A 24,939-nucleotide genomic window follows, 5' to 3' on the forward strand; every position below is an offset into this window, starting at 1 on the left:
AGTTGTTTATTTGGAGATACTTAAGGCATATTCTGAGTTCTAAATTATACATTGTTTATAGTTAATTGAAATTTTTATGTTAGGAGGCATTATTTATGTTATATGATTTTAATGAGGCAAAAGAACATCTTGTAAATTCATACGGTGTTTTAGAACCTATTATCTCTTATGGTGATGGAGTTTATCTTTATGATACAAGTGAAAATAAATATTTAGATTTTACAAGTGGTATTGGTGTTAATAGTCTAGGTTACAATAATGAAGCATGGGTTGAAGCTACTACTAAACAAATCAAAACTCTTCAACATGCCTCAAATTTATTTTATAATCCCACAACTGTTGAACTTGCTAAAAAATTAACTGAAAGCGCTAAAATGAGCAAAGTATTTTTAGCAAATTCAGGTGCTGAAGCTAATGAAGGCGCTATAAAGCTAGCTAGAAAATATAGTTATGATAAGTATGGCGAAGGAAGACATAAGATACTTTCTTTAGTTCAATCTTTTCATGGAAGAACGATAACAACATTAAAAGCTACTGGGCAAAATAAATTTCATAATTACTTTTTCCCATTTCCTGATGGCTTTGATTATGTAAAAGCAAATGATTTAGAAGATTTTAAGGAAAAAGCTACTTCAGATGTTTGTGCTATTATGCTAGAAGCTATACAAGGCGAAGGTGGAGTTATACCACTTGATAAAACTTTTGTTCAAGATGTTGTTAATGTATGTAAAAAGAAAGATATCCTTATAATTTTTGATGAAGTTCAATGTGGTATTGGTAGAACTGGTAAGATGTTTGGGTACAACAACTTTGATGTAGAAGCTGATATAGTTTCTGTTGCTAAAGGACTAGGTGCTGGCCTTCCTATCGGAGGAGTCTTATGCGCAGAAAAAGTTTCTAATGTTTTTGGTCCTGGTGATCATGGTTCAACATTTGGTGGAAATCCTGTTGCTGCATCAGGCGCATTAGTTGTACTTGATAAAATTTGCAATGAAAATTCATTTAATGAAATATCTGAAAAGGGTGCTTATATAAGAGAGTTATTAATACAATCTAAAAATCCTCAAATAGTAGATATTAGAGGAATGGGCTTAATGATTGGAATTAAAACTAAATGCACACCTTCCATAGTTCAAAAAGAATGTATAAAAAACGGATTATTAATATTAACAGCTGGTAAAGATGTTGTAAGACTTCTTCCCCCTTTAGTTATAACTAAAGATGAATTAAAACATGGAATAGATATTCTTTTAAATATATTAGACAATATCAAGTAATTCTTAGTTGCAAATAACTTTAAGCATCTTTAAAAAAATAACTAATCAATATGCTGTTTTTTTAAGACGCTTTATAATTACTCTTTGGTTTAAAACCGTGTTGATATTGTTATATAAAGCTCATGGACGGTGAAATTTACTTTGAGAACTCTAAAATGAATATTAGTCCTATTAATGCATGCTCCCAATCAAAGATTGTGACAAGCAATTAATAGTACAAATCTTCATTAAGAATTCTACAAAGCAAATTTCAATGCCAGTTCGCTATTATATAACAATATCAACACTCTTTTAAAACATAGCCTATAATTAAATAAAAAAATATGCAATTATCTATATTCAAAATAATAAAAATGGAGGGATAATTTTTTATGAAAAAAGATTTATTGAAAATGGATGATCTTTCTAAAGAAGAAATTTTAGATATTTTAAATTTAGCAGATCAATTAAAATATGAACAAAAACATGGAATAGAACATCATCATTTAAAAGGAAAAAGTTTAGGTATGATATTTGAAAAGTCCTCTACTAGAACTAGAGTTTCTTTTGAAGTTGGAATGTATCAATTAGGTGGAAATGCATTATTTTTAAGTAATAGAGATTTACAAATTGGTAGAGGGGAACCTATTGAAGATACTGCAAGAGTTCTTTCAAGATTTATACAAGGTATAATGATTAGAACATTCTCTCAAGAAGGGATTGAAAAATTAGCTAAATACTCATCAATTCCAATTATTAATGGATTGACAGATGAAGAACATCCATGTCAAGTGTTAGCTGATTTAATGACAATTAGAGAATATAAAAATATCCTTGAAGGATTAAATGTTGCATTTATTGGTGATGGTAATAATATGGCAAACTCTTTAATGATTGGTTGTCTAAAGGTTGGAATGAATTTTTCTGTTGCATCTCCAACAGATTACACCTCTAATGAAAAATATTTAATTCGTGCGAAAGAAATTGCTGAAAAAGAAGGAGTTAAATTTGTGGTAACAACTTCTCCTTTAGAAGCTGCTAAAGATGCTGATGTAATTATCACTGATGTTTGGGCAAGTATGGGGCAAGAGGAAGAACAACAATTGAGAGTTAAATCATTTAAAGGATTCCAAATAAATGATGAATTAATGAGTGTAGCAAAAAATAATGCAATGGTACTTCACTGCCTTCCAGCACATAGAGAAGAAGAAATCACTGCTAAAGTCTTAGAAGAACATTCTGCTGAAATATTTGATGAAGCAGAAAATAGATTGCATGCACAAAAAGCTGTGCTTGTTAAATTAATGAAATAAAATTATATTTTTATATAGAATAGATAAAGCTGAAACTTAAGCTTTATCTATTCTATTTTTTTATATATTTTTTCTTTAATTACATATGTACTAAGCCAAACATATTTCTATATGTATATTAAAAAATATGCTATAATTTATGATATACTAAACATTTTTGGTAAAATAATATATTAATTATAAATTTATACTTATATAAAATGCAAAAAAATAAATATTCATTATTTAATTATGTCAAAAACATTTTCTAATACATGATATTAATAGTATATTTTTAAAATTTATTTTATTACTTTATGTAAATTAAATTTAATTTTTATTTACATAATTCGAGGTGACATTAAAATGAATAAAAGTTTTAAAATTAATAATAAAAAATTTATTGTTGGATTATTGGTATTTTGTTTAATTATTTTTTTTATATCAATTTTAAATTCAAATAAATTCGCTCAAGATTACAATATTCAATTAATAGATAAAAATATTATAGAATTAAATAGCGATTGGAATGTTATAGATGAAGATGCGAATAGTAAAACTAATATAAACTTTCCTACCACATTAAAATATTTTAATGATAAAACATATTCTTTTTCAAAAAAGTTGAATTTAAATATAAATAATGACTCAAATATCCTCTGTCTATGTGCTGGTTTTGCAAGTTTAGATGTATATATTGATAATGAATTAATATATACTTTTTTTAATAAAGACTATGATAAATTTTTAAATAAAGGTAAAGATACAATTCATTTTATTAAATTACCTTTTGGCTTTCAAAATAAGGAATTACATTTTAAAATGAAAATGTTATCTAATAAATATTTACCTTACGATATAACTCCGCCAATTATAGGTAGTAAGTTAGCTGTTACTTATAATTTAATAACTAGTCAATCATTAAATCATTTTTTACTTTTTTTAATGGTTATTTTTACTTTAATAATATTTATTGTTTCCATAATAGCTCTATGTAAACAAATAAAGAATATATTTCATTTGCTTCATATAGGGGGTTTCGCATTATTGTCATCTATATATGCAATTTCTGAAACACATATTATTGAATTATTAATTCCTAATACACATTTATTAAATACGTTTACGTTTATGTCTTTGATGTTACTTCCAGTTCCTATTGTAATGATAATCATACAAACTACTAAAGAAAAATATACTAAATTGCTTTTTAAAACAGTATATTTATTAATTTTTAATTTTATTGTTCAAGGAATTTTAAATATTTTTGGTGTTTTTGATTTTAGAAGCATGTTAATTATTTCACATCTTATAGTAATATTAACTATTATTGTAAGTGTTTATACAGTGATAAAATCATGGAATGATAAAAATATTATAGGTAAATATTTAGCAATAGCAATAATCCCAATGTTGATTGGAACACTTTTAGATTTACTATTATTTTATTTGAGAGTATCATCATATCACGGAATTTATTTCCAATTAGGTGTATTAATATTTATTATTATACAACTTGGATATGTTATATCCTCATATTTTAATTATTATGAACTATCAATTCAATCTACTATTTATGAAAAAATGGCTTTTACTGATATTATGACTTGCATAGAAAACAGAGCAGCATTTGAATGTAAGATTAATAACTTAAACAATAATCTAAAAAACTATACTTCTATATGGTGTCTTTCTATGGATATAAATAATTTAAAAGAGATTAATGATAATCTTGGACATATTAATGGAGATAAATTAATTACTGATTTTTCTACTATTATGAAAGCTACATTTCAAGATGTAGGAAATTGCTACCGTACTGGTGGAGATGAGTTTATTGTTATGATATTAAATTTATCTAAAAATGAAATAATAAGTAAATTAAATATATTTTATGATATGATTAAAAATCATAATACGAAAAGCAGTATTAAAGTCAGCGTAGCTATTGGATATGATGATTTTAAATTCAATGAGGATACTAACGTAACAGATTTAATTACTAGAGCAGATCAGTTAATGTATAAAAATAAAAAAGTCATAAAAAATATTAACATCCTTAAACCTAGAGTAACGTACTAAATTAGGCACATGAAAGAAAATAACAAGTCAAAGATGCGACGTATATTTGGTGTCAGACAAGGAGATAAAATTAACGCATAGCAAGAAACGCATAGCAAGCTATGGGCTGATTTTATTGATGCAGTATGACGCAAAATAGACTAGCATACTGACTTGTTATTTATTTTAATATGCCTTATATAAAAACATGAGCGATGAAGACTATATAATTCTGTTTTAAAACCGTGTTGATATTGTTATATAAATTTCATGGACGGTGAAATTTACTTTGAGCACTTAAAAAGGGGCTGTATCATAATACAAATCATTTAATGATATGATATTCAAAAAAAGAAATAGAAATAACATTTGTGTAAGAAGCATTGAAAAATAAGCTTAGAGTTTCTTCATTTGAAGTTGTTCCATAAATGATTGTCCTAATGCATATTAGGAGCAATCTTTTATGGGTACAACTTTAAATGTTAGAAACTATTAGCGAAATTTTTCTAGTCTTCTTTAATAAATGTTATTTCTATTTCTTTGTTATTACTTCACTTGATAATTCTGAGACAGCCCCTTTCTTGTCTATTTAGTTATAAGGCATCTTTAAATAAACAACTAATTTAAACTCTAATTATCATTTTTAATTTCATTTATCCATTTCTTTGCACTTAAAGCATTATTTTCTTTATCTTTTTTTAGTGGATCTTGAAATAATGTTTCTCCTAGAAAGATATTTTCTTTTAATTGTTCTTTAAACTTAATAAAAGTTTTTCCTTCTCCTCCTCCACCATGACAACAAAATAATGCGATTTTTTTATCTCTAATATTATATTTTTGAAAAAATGTATTAAAAACTGGTGCAAAATTACTTGCCCATACTGGAGTTCCAAAAACAATTAAATCATATTTAGCAAAATCAACTTTTATATCCTCTATTTCAGGCTTTTCATTAAATAATACTTGTTTCCCACCCCAAAGAAATTTTCTAAATCCTTTACTAGGAATTTTTTTCTTTGGCTTAAGTTCTATTATATCTCCTTGCAATTCTTCATTTATCACATTTGCAATAAATCTTGTGTTACCTTCTAATGAATAAAAAATTATTAAAGTTCTCATAACCTCACCTCATATACATTAAAATTTTGTATTGGTTCATGTGTTATAACTTATTTAAATATAAGGCTATGTTTTAAGTGAATGTTGATATTGTAATATAAAGCTCATGGACAGTGGAATTCACTTTAAGAACTCTAAAATAAATATTAGTCCTATTAATGCATGCTCCCAATCAAAGATTGTGACAAGCAATTAATAGTACAAATATTTATTAAGAGTTCTAAAAAGTAAATTCCAATGCCAGTTCGCCTTTATATTAAAATATCAACACTATTTTAAAACATAGCCAAATATAAAATTCAAGGAATCTACTTGCTCACAGAGAAAGTGACTAGCACCAAATATAAAATTTGGGCTATCTACTTTTCTATATAGTTTATTACGTTTTTTACTATCATGTTTATGCTTCCGTCACCATTTCTTTGTATTTCAAATTTGCTTGAGTCATTATAAATCTCTTCATTTATATATAAATCTATTTTCTTATCTATATTTAATCTAACTCTCTTTAAATTTTTATCTACCCATGTTTTATCTACTGCTACTTCTTTATTTAATCCTTGTTCTTTAATATAACTAGAGAAATTTTCTTTTACTTGAGGATGCTCTGTAAATAATTCTTCTGAAAATTTATCTATGTTTATGCTATCTTCTTCTTTAAGTTTAGTTTTAATAGCAGTTCTAATTTCTTCTGCTTTTTCTGCATTGTCTGTTATATTATTTCTAGTCCAATTTTCAGCAGCTTTTACAAATGTTTTTGTCATATCTCTTTCATTTGCTATAAGGGTAGCTCCTAAGAATGTCTTTATAAAATAATTTGCTACACATTCATCTTCCTTACTACTCTTTTGTTTATCTAATACCATTAAATTAAATTCTTCATCTTCTCTAATAGGCTTAATAAATGCAGCCTTTTGTATCTTTTGACCACTTCCTGGAAGACCTGCTACTTGTGGTACTATACCTATTCCTATTTTTTCATTCACAAATTTAATTTCATGTGTGAAATTTTTAATATAATCCATCTTTAATATCCCTATCATAGGTCCTTGATCCGTAACTAGAGATACTATTATTAAGTCTCCTGATGGAATATTTTCATTACTTTTTATTGTTATAAATAATCGTCTAGCAAGTTCTTTAGATAAACCTATTAAATCATGTTCTATTCCATTTAAATAATCTTGAACTACTTCTTTAACTATATTTCTTTCTGGATTGAAAACTCCATATTTAAGTTCATCATCTTTTAAACATTTTTCTATATGTTTATATAAAAATTTATATATATCTTCATCTAAATCTAAACTGTATTCATTAAGCACAGGTTCTGAACCGTTACTATCCAATATATGTATAATTGCTTCATTTATGTTAATATCATTTATATATTCCATTATAATTTTCACCATCCCATTAATATTAATTAGGCATATGAAAAAAAATAAAAAGTCAAAGATACCACGTATATACTAACTTATTATTTTTTTGAATATGACTTACATTAGATATTATAAACTTTTATTACATTTTTAAAAAGACTTGAACCTTTATTACTTTTCAAAATTCATTAAAAAAAACTAATATATGATAATACTTTTTAACTGTTACAGCTTAATCGAATATGATGAACTATTAACAATGAAGTTCTATAAGACATATGAAAGAAAATAACAAGTCCAAAATGCCATGATTATTTTTCATCAGGCAAGGAAGCCGATTGGTCTCATAGCGCGCCTATTAGGGCAATCTGCTGATGCAGCATGATGGAAAATAGGCTTGGCAGATGGACTTGTTATTTTTTTGAGTGTGCCTAACATAAAAAGAGCACTATAAAGTGCTCTAATTGATAAATTGTTAGTTATTATTTTAAAAAAGCAGTTGCAATAGACTCAAAAGTTAAAATAGCTGTTAATATAATTAACACTACAATGGTTACCCATCCAACTGAATTTTTAATTTTATCATTTACGTACTCACCCATAATTTCCTTATTATTTACTATAAGCATCATACAAATTAACACTACTGGTAATAACATACCATTTATAACCTGTGATCCTAATGTTATCTGAATTAAAGGTGCTCCAGGAATTAATATGATAGCAATTCCAACAATAATTATAATAGTAAATAGTGTGAAAAACTCAGGTGCTTCTTTTAATGTTTTATTTATACCAGCTTCAAAACCAAAAGCTTCACAAATATAAAATGCTGTAGCCAAAGGTAGTATTGTCGCTGAAAAAATAGACGCTATAAAAAGTCCAAAAGCAAAAATTTGAGAAGAAAAAGCTCCTGCAAGTGGTTTTAACGCTACTGCTGCATCCTTAGCCTCTTCTATTTGAATTCCACTTTTATAAAGTGTTGCTCCACAAGCTACAATTATAAAGAAAGCAACTACTACTGTAATAACACTACCAACAACTACATCCCAAAATTCGTATTTAAAGTCTTCAACCTTAAGACCTTTTTCTATAACTGCTGATTGCATATAAAACTGCATCCAAGGAGCAATAGTAGTTCCTACAATACCAATAACCGTACCTATATAGTCAAAATTAGTTTCAATAGTAGGATGAATTAAAGCACTGCCTATTTCATGCCAGTCTGGTTTAGCAAGAAATGCAGAAGCAATGTAGGATAATAAAAATAAACTAAAAACCAAAAATAACTTTTCAGTAGTTTTATAAGTACCCTTTACTACCAAAATCCATACTGCAATAGCAGCCAAAGGCACCGATACATATTTACTTACTCCAAAAACCTGCATACTACCTGCAACACCTGCAAATTCAGTAGCTGTATTTCCTATATCTGCAATGATTAACCCAATAAATATAAAGAAAGTTACCTTAACGCCAAAATTTTCTCTAATTAAATCTGCCAATCCTTTTCCAGTAACTATACCCATTCTGGCATTCATTTCCTGTACTACAAGAAGCACAATAAAGCATGGAAATAATGACCAAAGCAATTTATAACCATATGTAGCACCAGCTACAGAATATGCTGTAATACCACCTGCATCATTATCTACACTACCTGTTATAATTCCAGGACCTAAAACACTTAAGAATATTAATAGATTCGCCATCCATGTTTTTCTTTTTGCATTCATTCTTTACACTTCCCTCTATCTATATCTCTTATTATGCTTAGTAAATTCATAAACAATATCATTCATACTTACAATTCCTATTAGATGCATTTGTTCATCAACTACAGGCATAGCAAATAAATTATATTTTGATATAGCCTTAACTAAATCACTTATTTTATGTGTATCCTGCATAGATATAACTTCTTTATTCATAATATCTTCTAACTTTTTATCAGCAGCAGAAACAATTAAGTCCCTTAAAGACACTACGCCAATAAGTTTATGTGTATCATTTACAATATAGACATAATAAATTTGCTCAACTTCTTCTGTTAATTGACGAATATCATTTATTACATCAGCTACTGTATAGTCAATTGGACATGATATAAAATCAGTATTCATAAGGCTTCCAACTAGATATTCCTCATATTCCATAAGTTCTCTTATTTCATCTGAAGCTTCTTTTTCCATATTATTAAGCAATTCTTCTGCTTTATCTTCATTTAATCCATCCAATACATCAGCTGCCTCGTCTGCTGGCATTTCTTCTAGAATATCAGCTGCTTTATCTGTAGACAGTGTTCTAAGTAAGCTTACCTGTACATCTTCTTCTAATTCTTCTAACACGTCTGCAGCCTTCGCATTATCTAAGCTAGAAAAAATAATTGCTCCTGTATTTACATCAAAATCTTCAATTATATCTGCAAGGTCTGAAGGATGAAGTGTGTGTAGTTTATTATAAGTTTTTGAAAGCAAAATATCTTTCGAAGCAAAGGCTGTTTGAACGTCATCCCATAACATTAGTTTGCCTGATACTTTAATTCCTAATCTTTTTAATGGTTTAGCAATTCCAATCCTTCTTAATAATCCTTCTATACCAATATCTACTGCTGCAATGAACATCCCTGAAGACAAGATAACTAATCTAACATCATTAGCTCTAACTACCTTTCTGCCGTTAACATCAATAATTTGTTTATCTAAAACATACTTTTTCAATAGCATGAAGTTCCCTAAATCTTTATCTTGAACTTTATTGCAGATTAAAACATATTGTTTTTTTTGCTTAGAAACATCAATATTATCAAAATCAATAAATTTTATTCCTTCTTTTGTTTTAACCACAGCTATAATAACTTTAGGATTTTTAAAATTCACATCAACAGCTAAATCCTTTAAAGTTCCTATTACTTCTTTATTAGCTGTATATATTTTATTACCTAATATTCTGCTTAGATAAACACTTCTAAATTGCATTGAACACACTCCTTTTCTTTTAGAGTGTACAATGCAAAGTTTAATGCAAGTACACCCTTATTATATTTTCTAATAATAAATTTCTAATTTTTATCTTGTCATATTTATAATACAGGTTAACATCCATTAAACTTATTACTTCCTTTATGTTTAGAATTTAAAATGATTTTTATACATTTTATTACACGTATACATATAAAGTGATTCATATAATAAAAAAAGAGCTCTTTAAAGCTCGTCAACATAATACAAAACTTTTTAATGTAACAGAAAAAGGAATACCTTTTTTAGATATTCCCTCCATTGTTCCTAGATAGCTTATACAATTGTTATTAATATTGAAAGTATCTACTGTCTCATTATTCATTTGAATTACTTTCTATATTTGCATAAGTTTTTTTTATTTTATTACTTTAAAATTTATAACTATTTCTAAATATCCTCGTATTGCTATTGCACTCACTGTACCGTTCATCTTTTCTGTTAATAACTTAACTATCGCTAACCCTAAACCTGTTCCTTTTTTACTTCTAGCTTTATCACATTTATAAAATCTTTCAAAAAGCTTTTCTGTATCAATATTTTCTTCATCATCAATACTATTCTTTACCTTAATCCGTACTTGATCTTTTTCTTCAAGAGTTATTATAAAATCTTTTTTTGAATACTTAACTGCATTTGAAATTAAATTTTGCATTATACGTTTTAACATAGCTTCATCTGCATATATAAACACTGGCTTATGTGAAATATTCACCTCAAGATTTAAATTTGCATCTTCTATCATTTTAATGTTTTCAAGGATAACATATGATAATAAATTTTCAACATTAATTCTAGTGAAAATAGGAGTTACCTCACTTGATTCTAATACAGATAGTTCAAAAAAATCATCTGCTAAATTTTTTAATTCATAAGATTTATTCTGTGTAATTTCTAAATATCCTCTTTGTTTTTCATCTAGCTTACTTCTACCTAGTAATTGAATATAACCAATTATTGAAGTAAGTGGAGTTCTAAAATCATGTGAAATATTTGCAATTGATTCCTTTAAGTTTTTTTCACTTTTTAGAACCTCAATTCTTAATTCATCCTTAGTATTTATAATTCTGTTTATTTCTGCAGCCAATTCTATAACATCATTATTAACTAATGAAACTGAAATATTATTTAAATCGCCACTGTTTATTTCCTTTATTTGCGATAATATATTTTTTATTTGTCTTTTAACATTATAGAGAACTACAAATAGAAAAATAATAAAAGTTATTAGAAATATTAATGCAACCTCCATTTATAATCCTCCTGTAAATCTTTTTATTTTAACTCAACTCTTCTAAATATAAAATATGATGCACATAATAAAATAGATATTATAATTAATTTTGAAATTATTATGGATGTTACTTCAGAATAAGTAAGTACTTTATTAACAATTATTCTTGCTTGACTATGAGCTGTAAAATTATAAATTGTTTTTATTAGAGCACTTTTAGTGCTTAATTGAACTAAACTAATAGCTCCTACCATAAATATAAAAAAAGAGATTCCCATTGTTTTTGCAACATCCTTAAATAAGAAAGCCACAAACACCCATAAACTTATGCAACTGGCATCTAATATCATTCTAAGCAAAATTGTTCTAACTATATATATAATAGTTGTTCCATTAAAGACCTCGCCCCATCCACTTAATATTGTATTAACAATTACACTAGTGATTGGATATATTAACATTATAATTTCTGTTGCGAAAAAAAATGTAATTGCCTTACTAACTAAAATACTTAGTCTACTATGTCCTGCTACAATCTCTTGATTAATTATCCTATCTACAAAGTCTGTTCCAATAAATATTCCAGCAAATATTGATCCTAATAACATTAGTGTAGCAATATCATACATGCTACCTTGAAAGGCCCTTGCTCCTGTTATTGATCCATTTTTTATAACATTAATAATTTCAAAAAAGATAGTAACAGCTGAAATCAACAAAAATGATTTGCTATGCTTTAGCTTATAAATTTCTAACTTTAATAAATTAATCATTTTCTTTTCCCCCTATCAATTGTACAAAATATTCTTCTAAACTATCACCTTCAACAGCAATTTGTGTAATAATTAATCCTGCCTTTGAAAGTTCAGAAGATACTCTTTTAATATCATCTAAGTTATCATACAATTTAATAGTTTCATCACTCATAACCTTAAAGTTAGATGTATTTAATTTATTTTCAATTATTGTTACTGCAAGTGAAACATTATCAACCTTTATAGCAATATGTTTTTTACACTTTTCATCTAATTCTTCTAATGTAAGTTTTTCTAAAACTTTTCCTTTATTAATTATTATATAATTAGTTGCTAATTGATAAAGTTCTGATAATATATGGCTTGAAATTATAATGGTTATCCCCTTTTCTTCATTAAGTTTTTTAATTAACTCCCTCATTTCTACAATTCCTATTGGATCTAATCCATTAGTAGGCTCATCTAAAATAAGCAAGTCAGGATTACTCAAAAGTGCCATTGCAATTCCTAATCTTTGTCTCATTCCAAGTGAAAAGTTTTTAACCTTCTTCTTTCCAACATCTTTTAGTCCTACTAATTTTAATACTTTTCCTATATTCTCTTTATTAGGAATACCCCTACAAATTCTTTCAGCTTCTAAATTTTGATATGCATTCATAGATATATATAGCGTTGGACCTTCTATTATACTTCCTATTCTTTTTCTTTGCTTTTCTAATTCCGTACCTTCTTTTTTAGAAAATAACTCAATCTCTCCGCTTGATTGAAATGAAAGGCCCATTAAAATCCTTATGAGGCTCGTCTTACCTGCACCATTTTGACCAATAAGAGCATAAACCTTGCCCTTTTCTATGGTAATATCTATATTGTCTAATACTATATTATTTTTATATCTTTTGGTTAGATTCTTTGTTTGTACCAATATGTTTTTATTCAATTTGATTTCCCCCCTTCAATGATTATAGTTTACTAGTCTTTTCTAAAGGAAATCTAAAATCAATTCTAAAGAAAATCTAAAGCTTATATAAGCGATATCCCAATCCCCATATTGTTTCAATATATTTTTCTTTATTATTAGCTCTTTTTAACTTGTTACGTATATTACTCATGTGGGTATTTAATGTATCATCATCACTATAATATTCTTCATTCCATATACTTTCAAATATATTAGCTTTTGAAAAAACTTTGTCTGTATTACTTAATAATAACTCTAAAATTTTATATTCTTTTGATGTTAAAGCAATCTCTTTACCGCTTACTATAACTTGTTTACTTTCTATATTTATTTTAATATCTTTATAATTAAGAGTTTTATTATTTTTTGTCTTTAAAGAATCTTGTAACTCACATCTTCTTATGTTACTTTCCACCCTTGCTAAAACTTCTTCTAAATCAAAAGGTTTTGTAATGTAATCATCAGCTCCAAGCCTTAATAATTCAACCTTTGTTTGTGTTAATCCTTTTGCTGATATTATAATAACTGGTATAGATGAGAATTGCCTTAATTCCTTTAATACTTCATCTCCACTTTTATACGGAAGCATTACATCCAAAATTACCAAATCAAAAACTTTATTTTTAACTAAACTTATTCCTTCAAGACCGTTAAATGAACATTCTGTTTCATATGTATTTTGCTTTAATATGTCACAAATCAAATTATTGATTTCTTTATCATCTTCTATAACTAAAATTCTTTTCGTCATTTGTGCACCCTTCTTTACAAATAATTCTATAATTGTATTCATTTATCTCTTAAAATTATAGCATAAATTTTGCTTTGTATAGTTCAAAATTACTTTTCCTTTTTACTAGTAATTCTAGAAGTTATATTATAATATTATAAATATACACTATAGCTAGGTTATACAAGGAGGATATTTAAATGCAAGAATTAGAAACTAGAATTGTTGATATTGATGTTGAAAATATAAGAAACATACTATCATCAAATGGTGCTGAAAAAGTTAAGGTGGAAGATCAAATTAATGATATATATGATTTTGAGGATGGTAGATTACTATCAAAAAAAGGATATGCTCGTATAAGAACTGTAAATGATAGACTTAATGATAAAATAGTATATTTCATGACAACAAAAAAAATGTTATCACAAGAAAGATTTAAGGTCATGGAAGAGAATGAAACTATAATAGATAATAAAAAAATGGGTGAAGGCATATTTAAATCCCTTGGATTAGTCTTAAAAGAATCTAATAAGAAGTATAGGGAAAGTTATAAATTGCATGATTGTTTAATCGAAATAGATATAAATGATAAAAGTTTTTGTCCATTTCCTTATTTAGAAATAGAAACTTCATCAGAAGAAAAGTTAGAAAAAGTAGTTACCTTACTTGGCTATAAATTAGATGATACTACGTCAAAAACTATCTATGATATTTTAGCTGAAAGAGGCTTATTTAATAAAAATAATAAAGGTATTTAAATATATATATTTAACACAATAACTACAACTTTCATATAATGTTTTTGTATCAAATATCTAAAGGACGATATAAATTGAGCAAATTAAATCCCGAAAAACTTTCGGTAGATTTTAGACCAGGCGTTACTCCTACAGAACCTATTATACCAAGGAAATATACACTTACCCATTCTGATATAACTGCAGAACTTTTTCTGGCAATTGGATTAGAATATGCTTATGATAAAATTAATCCCATGAGAGATGAAGTACTTGGAGAGTGGATTAAAATAGGAGAAAAATACTTATATTATGTGTATCTATATGTAGATGGACAATTGGAATCAGATCTAGCTTCTATACGGAATAGCATATTTAGACGAGAATTACCACTTGCCCTACAGGCTATCAGATATGGAGATAAAGATTTTTTTAATATCCATCCTGAATTAGATAAAGTTCAAATAATAATTCATTTTAACTCTGTTAATCCGTATTTTAATAAAGTAGAAAACTGGGGGACTTTTTCAGACTATAAGGCACACCAAAGAAAATAACAAATCAAAGATGCGATGTATATTTTGCTGTAATACTGACTTGTTATTTTTTTAAATATTCCTTATATTAAGTGATTCTAACAATGGTAAAAAGCTACATTTTCTTAGTAAATTTATTTAAAACTCTAATTTACTAAAAAACGTAGCTTTTTATTATTAATTAAAACATATATAATTTATTAAATTACTTAATTAATTTCCCTATTTCTTCATCTATTATTATTGTTACGTCCTTATGCATTTGCAGCATTGTAGATGGATTCTTAGTTGTAATCTTTCCACTTAATAATTCTTTTACGACTTCAGCCTTATTTTCGCCTTGTGCTAATAATAATATTTTTCTAGATTTCATTATTTGTCCAAGTCCCATAGTTAATGCACTCTTAGGTACTTCGCTTGCTGAATCAAAAAATCTTGAATTCGCTTCAATTGTACTTTCAGTTAAACCAGTTAAATGAGTACCTGCTATTAAAACATCACTTGGTTCATTAAATGCAATATGTCCATTGCTTCCAATACCAAGAATTTGTACATCTATACCATCTAATTCATCTATTTTATTATCATAATTTTTAGCTTCTTGTTCAATATTTTCTGCTAATCCATTGGGAACAAATGTATTTGATTTATTAATATTTATATACTCAAATAGGTTTTTGTTCATAAAGTATCTGTAACTTTGTGGGTCATTCTCTCCCAATCCAATGTATTCATCTAAATTTACAGTTGTAACTTTAGAAAAATCTATATCATTAGATTTATTCATTTTAATAAGTTCTTTATACACTCCGATTGGAGTACTTCCTGTTGCTAATCCTAAAATAGCAGTAGGTTTATTATTAACTATCCCTTTAATTGTTTCAGCTGCTAATTTACTCATTTCATCATAATCTTTTTTAATTACTAACTTCATTTAACACACTCTCCATTTCAAATTTTTTTTATCATTTGACTATGTTTTAATTTAATGTATTCTTCAATATATCTTACTAAAATCATAATATTCTATCCTAACTGGATATGATATCATTACCAGTATATATAAAATTCTTTATTCATTATTTAAGCATACCCTATATTTGAATTTATCTCCTCTTGCTATGCTCAATGTATACTCAATAACTTGTTTATTTTCATATGTTATTCTCCCAATTTTCAGACCTGGTTCCCCCTGTGGTATATCTAAATAAATACTTTCCAACTTATTTATTAAAACACTTTCAAGTACTTCTTCTGCTGATGTTATATGAATTTTAAAATTATTCTTAAAAATTTCATACATAGGATTTTCTGCTAAAATATCTTTTGTCATTCCTATAAATCTTTCATATGGTAAATATGTTACTTCATACATCATTGGTATGTCATCAGCTATTCTTATTCTTGATATCTTATATACCAGCTCATTTTCTTGCATTTTTAACATTCTTAATATTTTGTCATCAGCCTCTGCAATTTCAAAATTTAATAGTTTTGATGTTGGCTTTTTTCCGAGCTTCTTCATCTCATCAGTAAATGAATAAACCTTTATTAAATCTTGTTCAACTCTTCTTGATGCTATAAAATTTCCTTTTCCTTGAACCCTATATATATATTTTTGTTTTTCAAGCTCGTCCAAAGCCTGTCTTACAGTTGTTCTACTAACACCATATTTTTCACAAATTTCTCTTTCTGAATCTAATTGATCATTTTCTTCCATATAACTTTCTATTTTATTAATGAGAATATCCATTAATTGTACATATAAAGGAATTTTAGAGTTTTTATCAATTTTACTCATTTAAATAGTACCTCTTTCTAACTTCATCTAATTGTTATAATTATAACACATTCTTATTAAATAGAAATTAGTTTTTTAATAAGGAGCTACCTCAAAATGTTTTAGATATTATTTGAGTCAGCTTTTTTCTATGGGGTTAATAATATAATTGTAACTAAACTAAATAGGAATAAGCATTTACTCGAATTGCTGAAAAATTCAGTAACTTTTTTTTGTATAAACATTAGTAATCAATACTAAAATAACTATATTTAATATTAACCATTCTTATTAATACCAGTCAATATTTATCTAAGTGGTAACTACCATATAACAATAGTAAATCTTTATATAAAACATGTCAATACTTTTTTTATTTTCTCATAAAAATGATTGATTTTATTACGTTAATATTTCTTATTAAAATAACTACTTAGGCACAATCAAAAAAATAACAAGTCCATTTGCCAGCCTATTTTCCATCATGCTGCATCGGCAAATTGACCTAATAGGCCCGCTATGAGGGCAATTTGTCTCCTTGCCTGATGAAAAATATTCATGGCAATTTTGGACTTGTTATTTATTTTCATGTGCCTTATTATGCTATATACAAGCATTTTTATAATAAATTCTTTAATGAAAATTATAAATATACTTGCAATAGACATGATAAGTATTTTATAATTAGATATGTCAACTGGTAATATCCAGTTAGATACTTTTAAAAATTTATATAATATTTTTTAAATTTAATTATACTATTAATAATTTTTAATTTTTTACAATTTATTAATAGTAAACTTTTTCTAATATTATTTAGGAGGTTTTAAAAATGTTAATTAAAAACTGTAATATTATTTATATAAATAAAATAGAAAATGGTTCAATACTTATTGAAGATGATAAAATCAAAGAAATTAACCCTATTGATTTTACTGATGATAATACCATAGATGCAAATGGTCTATATGTTTCACCAGGATTCATTGATGTTCACATTCATGGAGCTGGTGGATGTGATACTATGGATGGAACTATAGAGTCTATTAATACTATTTCAAAAACAATAGTTAAGCATGGAACAACTTCCTTTACCCCTACTACTATGACAGTTTCAATTGATGCTATAAAGAAATCTATGAAAGTAATAAAGAAATTAAAAGAAGAAGGTTCAAAAGGAGCTCATGTTTTAGGTGCTCATTTAGAAGGACCTTTTATAAGTCCAAATGCAATTGGTGCTCAAAATCCAGAATATCTTCTGACTCCTTCCATTTCTGCTTATAATGCTATGGTTGAAGGCTCTGAAGATGCTGTTATTTCAATTACATTAGCACCTGAAGTTGATGGTGCTAAAGAGCTTATTAAATATCTTTCTGCAAAAGGTATTGTTTGCTCATTAGGTCATACTAAAGCTACATATGAAGAAGCAATGGAAGCTATTAAATGTGGAGCTAATCATTCAACTCATCTTTATAATGCAATGACTCCTTTAACTCATAGAGCCCCTGGAGTTATTGGTGCTATATTTGACAGTAATATAACAACTGAAACCATTTCAGATGGCATCCATATTTCATATCCAGCACTAAGAGTTGCTTATAAGCAAAAAGGAACTGATAATGTTTTATTAATAACTGATGCTATGATGGCATGTTGCATGCCCGATGGTGAATATTCATTAGGAGGGCAAGATGTTATAGTAACAAATGGTGCTGCAAGACTTAAAACTGGTTCACTAGCAGGTTCTGTACTTACTCTTGATAAGGCTGTTAATAATGTCTATAAGAACTCTAATTTACCTCTAAATGAAATTGTAAAGATGGCCTCATATAATGGAGCTAAGCATTGTAAAGTAGATGATCATAAAGGACAAATTAAGGAAGGCTATGATGCTGATTTAATATTATTCGATGATAATATTGACATAAAAAAAGTATTTATTTTAGGTAAAGAAGTTTATAGTAAGTAGCTAATTTAAAGGATATATAATTGCTATTTCAAAATAGATACTGCACATAAAAAAATAGAGATATAATTTGGAATGTTAATTTCTCAATTATATCTCTATTTTTGCTATTAGGTGAACATGCTAACATAGTATACTAACTTATTATTTTTTTGAATATGCTTTATCTATATTTAAAATTACGCTATGTTTTAACAAAGTGTTGATATTGTTATATTTTTGTAAATTGGGCTTTTAGAACTCTTAATGAGTATTGTCCCCTTTTCCGCTTGTCCAAAGCTTGCCTTTGGAGCAAGCTAAAAGGGGACTATACTCATTTAGACGTTCTTAAGTTCAATTTCTTAGCCCGCTTTACAATATATAACAATATCAACACGGTTTTAAAACAAAACCTAAAATTATAGAATAAAAAATCACCTGAATTTATCCTATGGCTACCGACTCTAACACTTGATTATAATAATCGCTAAGTCCTAGATATTTAATTGCTAGGCTATAATTTTTCACGTCTTTTAGTTGATTTTATAAATAATGTTTTTAAAGCTTCCTTGTCATCATGTTTTATTGCATCTTTTATTTTATCTAGTTCTACTTCAAAGCTTTCTATACAATTCAACAAATTCTCTTTATTTCCTAGGAAAAGTTCACTCCATAAATCTTCATTTATGTTAGCTATTCGAGTTAGATCTCTATAGCTATCTCCAATAAAACTGCCAGTTTCCCTGCCTTCTATATCACTATTAACTAATGCTACAGCTAATGAATGTGGAAGTTGACTTGTATATCCAATCATTTCATCATGATGCTGTGGGGTTATTCTTCTAACTCTTTTAAAACCTAATTTATAAACTAAATCTTCTATAGTCTTTAAATTTTCTTCTTTATTCCTAGCTACTGGAGTTAAAATATAGTTTGCCCCTTTAAATACTTCATTGGTTGCAAAATCTATACCTTTTTTCTCTCTTCCTGCCATTGGATGTCCAAAAACAAAATCAATATTTTCAGGCAATATATTTACTATGTGTTCAATAAACATTTTCTTGATTCCAGTAGCATCTGTAATGATTGCTCCATCTTTAAAATTATTTTTGTTATCATTAATAAACTTTTTAACTAATCCTGGATATAAAGATATGATTATCAAATCTGCACTTTTAACAATCTCTTCTCCACTTGTAAAACCTTCTTTTATTAGACCAAGATTCTTAGCTTTAACTAATGTCTCTTCATTAACATCAATTCCATAAACATCATCATATCCAGCTTCTTTTAAAGCCATGGTAAATGATCCGCCAATTACTCCGAGACCTACAACTACTATTTGCATATTTATAGCACCCTAAAGAATTAAAACATATGAAAGAAAATAACAAGTCAAACATGCAAAATAAACTAACATACTGACTTGTTATTTTTTTGAATATGCCTAAATTTCTTTCCCTTCTAAATTAGCTACAGCCTTAACTTTAGTCATCAGTGTATCAAATTCTTCTGGCTTAAGTGATTGTTGTCCATCACTTAATGCATTTTCCGGATCATTATGAACTTCTATCATAAGTCCATCAGCACCTGCAATAATAGCAGCTTTAGCCATAGGTTCTACTAAGTAAGCATATCCTCCAGCATGACTTGGATCAATAATTATAGGTAAATGTGATAATTTCTTAATTACTGGAATAGCTTGTAAATCTAATGTATTTCTAGTTATGGTTTCAAATGTTCTTATCCCTCTTTCACAAAGAATTACATTTTCATTACCTCCAGCCATAATATATTCTGCTGACATAAGCCATTCTTCTATAGTTGCAGATAAACCTCTCTTTAATAGTATTGGCTTATTAGTTTTTCCAATTTGCTTTAATAAATCAAAGTTTTGCATGTTTCTAGCACCAATTTGAATCATATCAACTTCATCAACAAAAGTATCAATATAATCTGTGGACATAAGCTCTGTTACTATTGGAAGTCCCGTTTCTTGCTTTGCTGTCTTTAAAAGCTTTAGTCCCTCAAGCTCTAATCCTTGGAAACTATATGGTGAAGTTCTTGGCTTAAATGCTCCTCCTCTTAAGAAATTAGCACCTGATGCCTTGACCTTTCTTGCAATTTCAATAATTTGTTCTTCACTTTCAACAGAACATGGTCCAGCCATTATTCCTAATTTTCCACCACCAACTATTGAACCTTGAACATTAACCACAGTATCTTCTGGTTTAAATATTCTATTTGCCTTTTTAAATGGTTCTTGTACCTTCATAACTCTATCTACACCTTTAAGCACTTGTACTTTTTTAGGATCTATTATAGAAGTATCCCCTACAACACCTATGATGTAGTATGTATCTCCTCTAGAAAGATTAGTCTCTAATCCTTTTCCTTCAATAACTGCTTTAACCTTTCCTATTTCTTCTTCGCTTGCTTTTGGTTTCATAATAATTATCATTTTAAATTCCTCCTGTACTTCTTCTTAAATTTGATTTTACTTTTTCTACTATTCTTCTATACTACTTAGGCATATGAACGAAAATAACAAGTCAAAGATGCGACATATATTTTTCATCAGACAAGGAGATGAAATTAACGCATAACAAGCTATGGGCTGATTTTATCGACATGAGTAGAGAAACAAGATCTATGATTTTGTTTGAATCACTTACTCAGCGAGTATATACGAATCAAGCTTCCTTATGATGCAAAATAGACTAGCATACTGCCTTGTTATTTATTTTCATATGCCTTAGGCACATGAAAGAAAATAATATACCACTGTGCCTAAATATATAATATAAACTATTCAGCTAGATTTTTCAATTCTAAAGCCTTCATAGCTAATATATAACCATGTTCTCCAAATCCACACATTTGTCCTATGCAAGCTGGTGCTGTTACAGACTTCTTTCTAAAATCTTCTCTTGCATGAACATTTGATAAATGTACTTCAACAGTGTCAATGTTAATCCCCTTTATAGCATCATGAATTGCATAGCTATAATGAGTGTACGCACCTGGATTAATTATTATTCCATCATACTTTTCTAAGTATGCCTTTTGAAGTTCATCTATTATTTCACCTTCACAATTACTTTGAAATAATGTTATTTCATGACCTCTTTTTTCACCCTCTGTATTAATATATTTACATATATCTTCAAAAGATTTTGTTCCATAGACACCTTTTTCTCTGACCCCAATCATATTCAAATTAGGACCATTAATAACCATAATTTTCATTTTAATCACCTATTTCTAATATTATAAATAATATTACTTTAATATATTAAATTTAATAAAAGTCTTTATTTGGTTTATTGCCTCTCTTATTTCATCATCATTCTTAATAATTTCATCGGCTACCTTTTTATAAAGATCATATCTTTCTTCATATAATTTAATCAGTCTTTCTTTTCCATCTTTAAGTAATGGTCTTCCTGATATATCTACATCTTCTAAAATATTTTGAATTGGTCTATCAATAAAAATAATCCACGATTCTTTTTTTAATACCTCAATATTTTCTATTCTCTTAATGATTCCTCCACCAGAAGAAATCAAAGCATTTTTCATTTCTGCTAATTCCTTACAAGCTAAAGTTTCAAAATTTCTAAAATTCTCTTCTCCATCTTCAAAAAGCTGAGTTACAGTTTGTGATGATATTTTTTCGATATAATCATCCATATCAAAAAATTTAAGATTTAATTCTTTACTTAACATTTTACCAATTGTAGTTTTTCCACATCCCGGCATACCAATAAGTACTATTTTATTTTTCATAAGCACCCTCCTAATTAAAGCATCTTTGACTTGTTATTTTTTTGAATATGCCTTATTTTATTTCAGATGACTAAACTCTTCTTGAAAGTCTAGATATAGTTTTTCAGTTGCCTTATCATCAATCGGTATTCCTTGCCATATTTCTTCTGCTTTTATTGCTTGACCAACTAACATTTCAATTCCACCACATACTTTTTTATTTAAGCTTTTTCCTATTTTTAAGAATCTAGTTTCTTTAGGATTATATATTATATCTATTAAAGCATCAAAATTAACTATTACATCTTCTCCAACAGGAGTTCCATCAAAATGTGGATACATACCTAGCGGAGTAGTGTTAATTAAAATATCACCTTTAATATTATTTATTTCGTCATAAGACCTACATTCAATTCTTTCATCATCATATCCACAATTTTCTTTGCTTCTTCTTGATACTAAATAAATTTTCTCTATTCCTTTATCTAAAAGAAAAGTAATTACAGCTTTAGCCGCTCCACCATTTCCAAGAACCATTGATATTCTGTCTTTAACTATAATATTATTATTTTTTATAATAGTACCAAAACCAAAATAGTCTGTATTATAGCCATATAACTTTCCTTCATTTAAATAAATAGTATTAACCGCTTTTATCTTTTCAGCTTCTGGAGATATAAAATCTAAGTATTTCATTACATCTTCTTTATAAGGAATCGTTACATTAACACCTTTTATTTTAAGGACTTTTAATGAATCTATAGCTTTACTTAAATTTTCTTTTTCTACTTCAAAAAGTTTATAAGCAGCATCAACATTTATCATAGAAAAAAGTGTATTATGAATCTTCGGCGAAAGACTGTGTTGTAACTTTTCCCCTATTAATCCGTAAAATTCCAACTAAGTTCCTCCTCTTACACATCTTAAAAAATAACTGATAACTATTTTAATATAATATTGATATTTTAATATTATGTTGATATTTTAATATAAAGGCGAACTGGCATTGGAATTTACTTTGTAGAACTCTTAATGAATATTTGTACTATTAATTGCTTGTCACAATCTTTGATTGGGAGCATGCATTAATAGGACTAATATTTATTTTAGAGTTCTTAAAGTGAATTCCACTGTCCATGAGCTTTATATTACAATATCAACATTCACTTAAAACATAGTCTAATATATTTTTTCAGATGTACTATATTTTTTATATCCACCAATAAGTTTAAAGTATGCACTACCTTGTTCAATTAAACTTAAAGCTGTTGTCACCTTTTCACTTTGGATATTTCCTTCAAAATCAACATATAAGAAGTATTTCCAAGCACCATTTTCCATAGGTCTAGATTCAATCTTAATCATGTTTATATTATTTTCAGCGAAATGTCTTAATAATTTATATAAAGTTCCAGCTTTGTCTTCAAGCGAAAATACAACACTTACTTTATTACAACTTGCATTTGATTCAAGATTTTTTGAGATAACTATAAATCTTGTAGAATTCTCACTTTGATTATTTATATTTTCTTTAATTATATCTAAATTATATATATTTGCAGCTCTTTGACTAGCAATGGCTATCTTTGATGTATCCTTTAAGTCGCTAACAAGTTTAGCACTTACAGATGTACTGTGGAATGGTATTAACTTCCAACCGCTGTAGTTTCTTAAAAATTCAGAACTTTGTTCAAAGCCTTGTGGATGTGAATAAACCTCTTTAACATTTTCTAAATTTGTTCCTTTAATTCCAATCAAATGTTGATTTATTTTAATACATTGTTCTCCAACTATATAAAATCCATACTTATATAAAAGATCATAAACTTGTGAAATAGCACCTGTTGAAGAATTCTCTATTGGTAAAACTCCATAATCAATCTCACCATTTTTTACTGCTAAAAATACATCTTCAAATTCATCATACGCTTTTGCATTATCTGTATCTCTAAAATACTTAAGCATAGCTTCTTCACAAAAAGATCCAATCACACCAAAAAATCCAATATTACCAGATTTTTTATTATTAGAATTTTCTAACCTAACATTATCTTCTTTAATATTTTCTTCCATTTTCCTGCTTTGAAGTCCTCTAGAAACCTCCATCAAGTCTGTAAAAAACTTTTTTGTTTCTTTAGCATAGTCATTATTTTTAAGATATCCTATATTTTTTTTAATAACCTCGTCTTCTCTATTTTTGTTAAAAATAGGTAAATTATTACCTTGTTTGTACTTAGCAATATTAATAACCGTATCCATTCTTTCTTCAAAAAGTCTAGTTATTTCTCTATCTATCTCATCAATTTTCTTTCTATAACAATCTATATCCCCCATTTTACATCTCCTTAAATATCTTTATAAAT

The 24,939-nt window shown here is 27.3% G+C and carries 22 protein-coding genes; 6 read left to right on the top strand and 16 right to left on the bottom strand.

Translation table 11 applies throughout. From position 1 onward, the window contains the following. Positions 1–95 precede the first annotated feature (95 nt). From BM027_RS13145 to BM027_RS13155, 3 genes are all read left to right on the top strand, one after another. Positions 96–1,277, top strand: coding sequence for an aspartate aminotransferase family protein (locus BM027_RS13145; protein ID WP_090092689.1), 1,182 nt, complete (start codon positions 96–98; stop codon positions 1,275–1,277). Positions 1,278–1,648: 371 nt separating this feature from the next. Next, on the top strand, positions 1,649–2,569 hold the full coding sequence (argF, locus tag BM027_RS13150) for an ornithine carbamoyltransferase (RefSeq protein WP_090092691.1): 921 nt from the start codon (positions 1,649–1,651) through the stop codon (positions 2,567–2,569). 345 nt (positions 2,570–2,914) lie between these two features. Continuing rightward, positions 2,915–4,630 (top strand): sensor domain-containing diguanylate cyclase, encoded by a 1,716-nt coding sequence (locus tag BM027_RS13155; RefSeq protein WP_090092694.1) that lies wholly within the window; start codon positions 2,915–2,917, stop codon positions 4,628–4,630. Between the two features lie 609 nt (positions 4,631–5,239). Here the strand turns inward: BM027_RS13155 and BM027_RS13160 are convergent. The 8 genes from BM027_RS13160 to BM027_RS13195 all read right to left on the bottom strand — a co-directional run bounded on the left by BM027_RS13160 (position 5,240) and on the right by BM027_RS13195 (position 13,828). Then, on the bottom strand, positions 5,240–5,728 hold the full coding sequence (locus BM027_RS13160; protein ID WP_090092696.1) for a flavodoxin family protein: 489 nt from the start codon (positions 5,726–5,728) through the stop codon (positions 5,240–5,242). Between the two features lie 359 nt (positions 5,729–6,087). Further along, on the bottom strand, positions 6,088–7,125 hold the full coding sequence (locus BM027_RS13165; protein WP_090092699.1) for a nucleoid-associated protein: 1,038 nt from the start codon (positions 7,123–7,125) through the stop codon (positions 6,088–6,090). A 467-nt stretch (positions 7,126–7,592) separates the two neighbouring features. Further along, positions 7,593–8,846 carry an Nramp family divalent metal transporter gene (locus BM027_RS13170; protein ID WP_090092701.1) on the bottom strand — a complete coding sequence of 418 codons (1,254 nt, stop codon included), beginning with the start codon at positions 8,844–8,846 and terminating at the stop codon, positions 7,593–7,595. 15 nt (positions 8,847–8,861) lie between these two features. Beyond that, positions 8,862–10,088: a magnesium transporter gene (locus BM027_RS13175; protein ID WP_090092704.1), complete on the bottom strand. Its 1,227-nt coding sequence runs from the start codon at positions 10,086–10,088 to the stop codon at positions 8,862–8,864. A gap of 400 nt (positions 10,089–10,488) precedes the next feature. After that, a complete protein-coding gene (locus tag BM027_RS13180; protein ID WP_090092705.1) occupies positions 10,489–11,382 on the bottom strand; it encodes a sensor histidine kinase in 894 nt (297 codons plus the stop codon). Positions 11,383–11,405: 23 nt separating this feature from the next. Further along, on the bottom strand, positions 11,406–12,137 hold the full coding sequence (locus tag BM027_RS13185) for an ABC transporter permease (RefSeq protein ID WP_090092707.1): 732 nt from the start codon (positions 12,135–12,137) through the stop codon (positions 11,406–11,408). Then, the gene (locus BM027_RS13190) at positions 12,130–13,056 is read right to left on the bottom strand and encodes an ABC transporter ATP-binding protein (RefSeq protein WP_090092710.1); all 927 of its coding nucleotides are present in this window, start codon (positions 13,054–13,056) and stop codon (positions 12,130–12,132) included. The genes BM027_RS13185 and BM027_RS13190 overlap by 8 nt, the downstream gene beginning before the upstream one ends. 76 nt (positions 13,057–13,132) lie before the next feature. Further along, positions 13,133–13,828 (bottom strand): response regulator transcription factor, encoded by a 696-nt coding sequence (locus BM027_RS13195; RefSeq protein ID WP_090092792.1) that lies wholly within the window; start codon positions 13,826–13,828, stop codon positions 13,133–13,135. A 179-nt stretch (positions 13,829–14,007) separates the two neighbouring features. Here BM027_RS13195 and BM027_RS13200 point away from each other — a divergent pair, with 179 nt between their 5' ends. Together BM027_RS13200 and BM027_RS13205 are read left to right on the top strand one after the other, a co-directional pair. Beyond that, complete coding sequence (locus tag BM027_RS13200) at positions 14,008–14,568, top strand: class IV adenylate cyclase (protein WP_090092712.1); 561 nt, start codon at positions 14,008–14,010, stop codon at positions 14,566–14,568. Between the two features lie 74 nt (positions 14,569–14,642). Beyond that, positions 14,643–15,104, top strand: coding sequence for a staygreen family protein (locus BM027_RS13205; protein WP_090092715.1), 462 nt, complete (start codon positions 14,643–14,645; stop codon positions 15,102–15,104). 184 nt (positions 15,105–15,288) lie between these two features. Here BM027_RS13205 and nagB read toward each other — a convergent pair whose 3' ends face one another. After that, a complete protein-coding gene (gene nagB / locus BM027_RS13210; RefSeq protein ID WP_090092717.1) occupies positions 15,289–16,017 on the bottom strand; it encodes a glucosamine-6-phosphate deaminase in 729 nt (242 codons plus the stop codon). A gap of 138 nt (positions 16,018–16,155) precedes the next feature. Then, complete coding sequence (locus BM027_RS13215; RefSeq protein ID WP_090092719.1) at positions 16,156–16,884, bottom strand: GntR family transcriptional regulator; 729 nt, start codon at positions 16,882–16,884, stop codon at positions 16,156–16,158. Between the two features lie 811 nt (positions 16,885–17,695). On the opposite strand from BM027_RS13215, the gene nagA reads away from it, so the two are divergent. Continuing rightward, the gene (gene nagA, locus BM027_RS13225; RefSeq protein ID WP_090092723.1) at positions 17,696–18,832 is read left to right on the top strand and encodes an N-acetylglucosamine-6-phosphate deacetylase; all 1,137 of its coding nucleotides are present in this window, start codon (positions 17,696–17,698) and stop codon (positions 18,830–18,832) included. Positions 18,833–19,322: 490 nt separating this feature from the next. On the opposite strand, the gene BM027_RS13230 is transcribed toward nagA, so the two are convergent. The 6 genes from BM027_RS13230 to pheA all read right to left on the bottom strand — a co-directional run bounded on the left by BM027_RS13230 (position 19,323) and on the right by pheA (position 24,910). Then, the gene (locus BM027_RS13230) at positions 19,323–20,156 is read right to left on the bottom strand and encodes a prephenate dehydrogenase (protein ID WP_090092725.1); all 834 of its coding nucleotides are present in this window, start codon (positions 20,154–20,156) and stop codon (positions 19,323–19,325) included. 99 nt (positions 20,157–20,255) lie between these two features. Then, a complete protein-coding gene (gene aroF, locus BM027_RS13235) occupies positions 20,256–21,269 on the bottom strand; it encodes a 3-deoxy-7-phosphoheptulonate synthase (RefSeq protein ID WP_090092727.1) in 1,014 nt (337 codons plus the stop codon). Between the two features lie 347 nt (positions 21,270–21,616). Next, positions 21,617–22,057 carry a type II 3-dehydroquinate dehydratase gene (gene aroQ, locus BM027_RS13240; RefSeq protein ID WP_090092730.1) on the bottom strand — a complete coding sequence of 147 codons (441 nt, stop codon included), beginning with the start codon at positions 22,055–22,057 and terminating at the stop codon, positions 21,617–21,619. A gap of 33 nt (positions 22,058–22,090) precedes the next feature. Further along, the gene (locus BM027_RS13245) at positions 22,091–22,597 is read right to left on the bottom strand and encodes a shikimate kinase (protein WP_090092733.1); all 507 of its coding nucleotides are present in this window, start codon (positions 22,595–22,597) and stop codon (positions 22,091–22,093) included. Positions 22,598–22,654: 57 nt separating this feature from the next. Then, on the bottom strand, positions 22,655–23,476 hold the full coding sequence (gene aroE / locus BM027_RS13250; RefSeq protein ID WP_090092735.1) for a shikimate dehydrogenase: 822 nt from the start codon (positions 23,474–23,476) through the stop codon (positions 22,655–22,657). A 279-nt stretch (positions 23,477–23,755) separates the two neighbouring features. Next, the gene (gene pheA / locus BM027_RS13255) at positions 23,756–24,910 is read right to left on the bottom strand and encodes a prephenate dehydratase (RefSeq protein ID WP_090092738.1); all 1,155 of its coding nucleotides are present in this window, start codon (positions 24,908–24,910) and stop codon (positions 23,756–23,758) included. Positions 24,911–24,939: the final 29 nt, after the last annotated feature.

The sequence above is a fragment of the Clostridium uliginosum genome (genome assembly GCF_900112485.1).
Taxonomy (GTDB): domain Bacteria; phylum Bacillota; class Clostridia; order Clostridiales; family Clostridiaceae; genus Clostridium; species Clostridium uliginosum.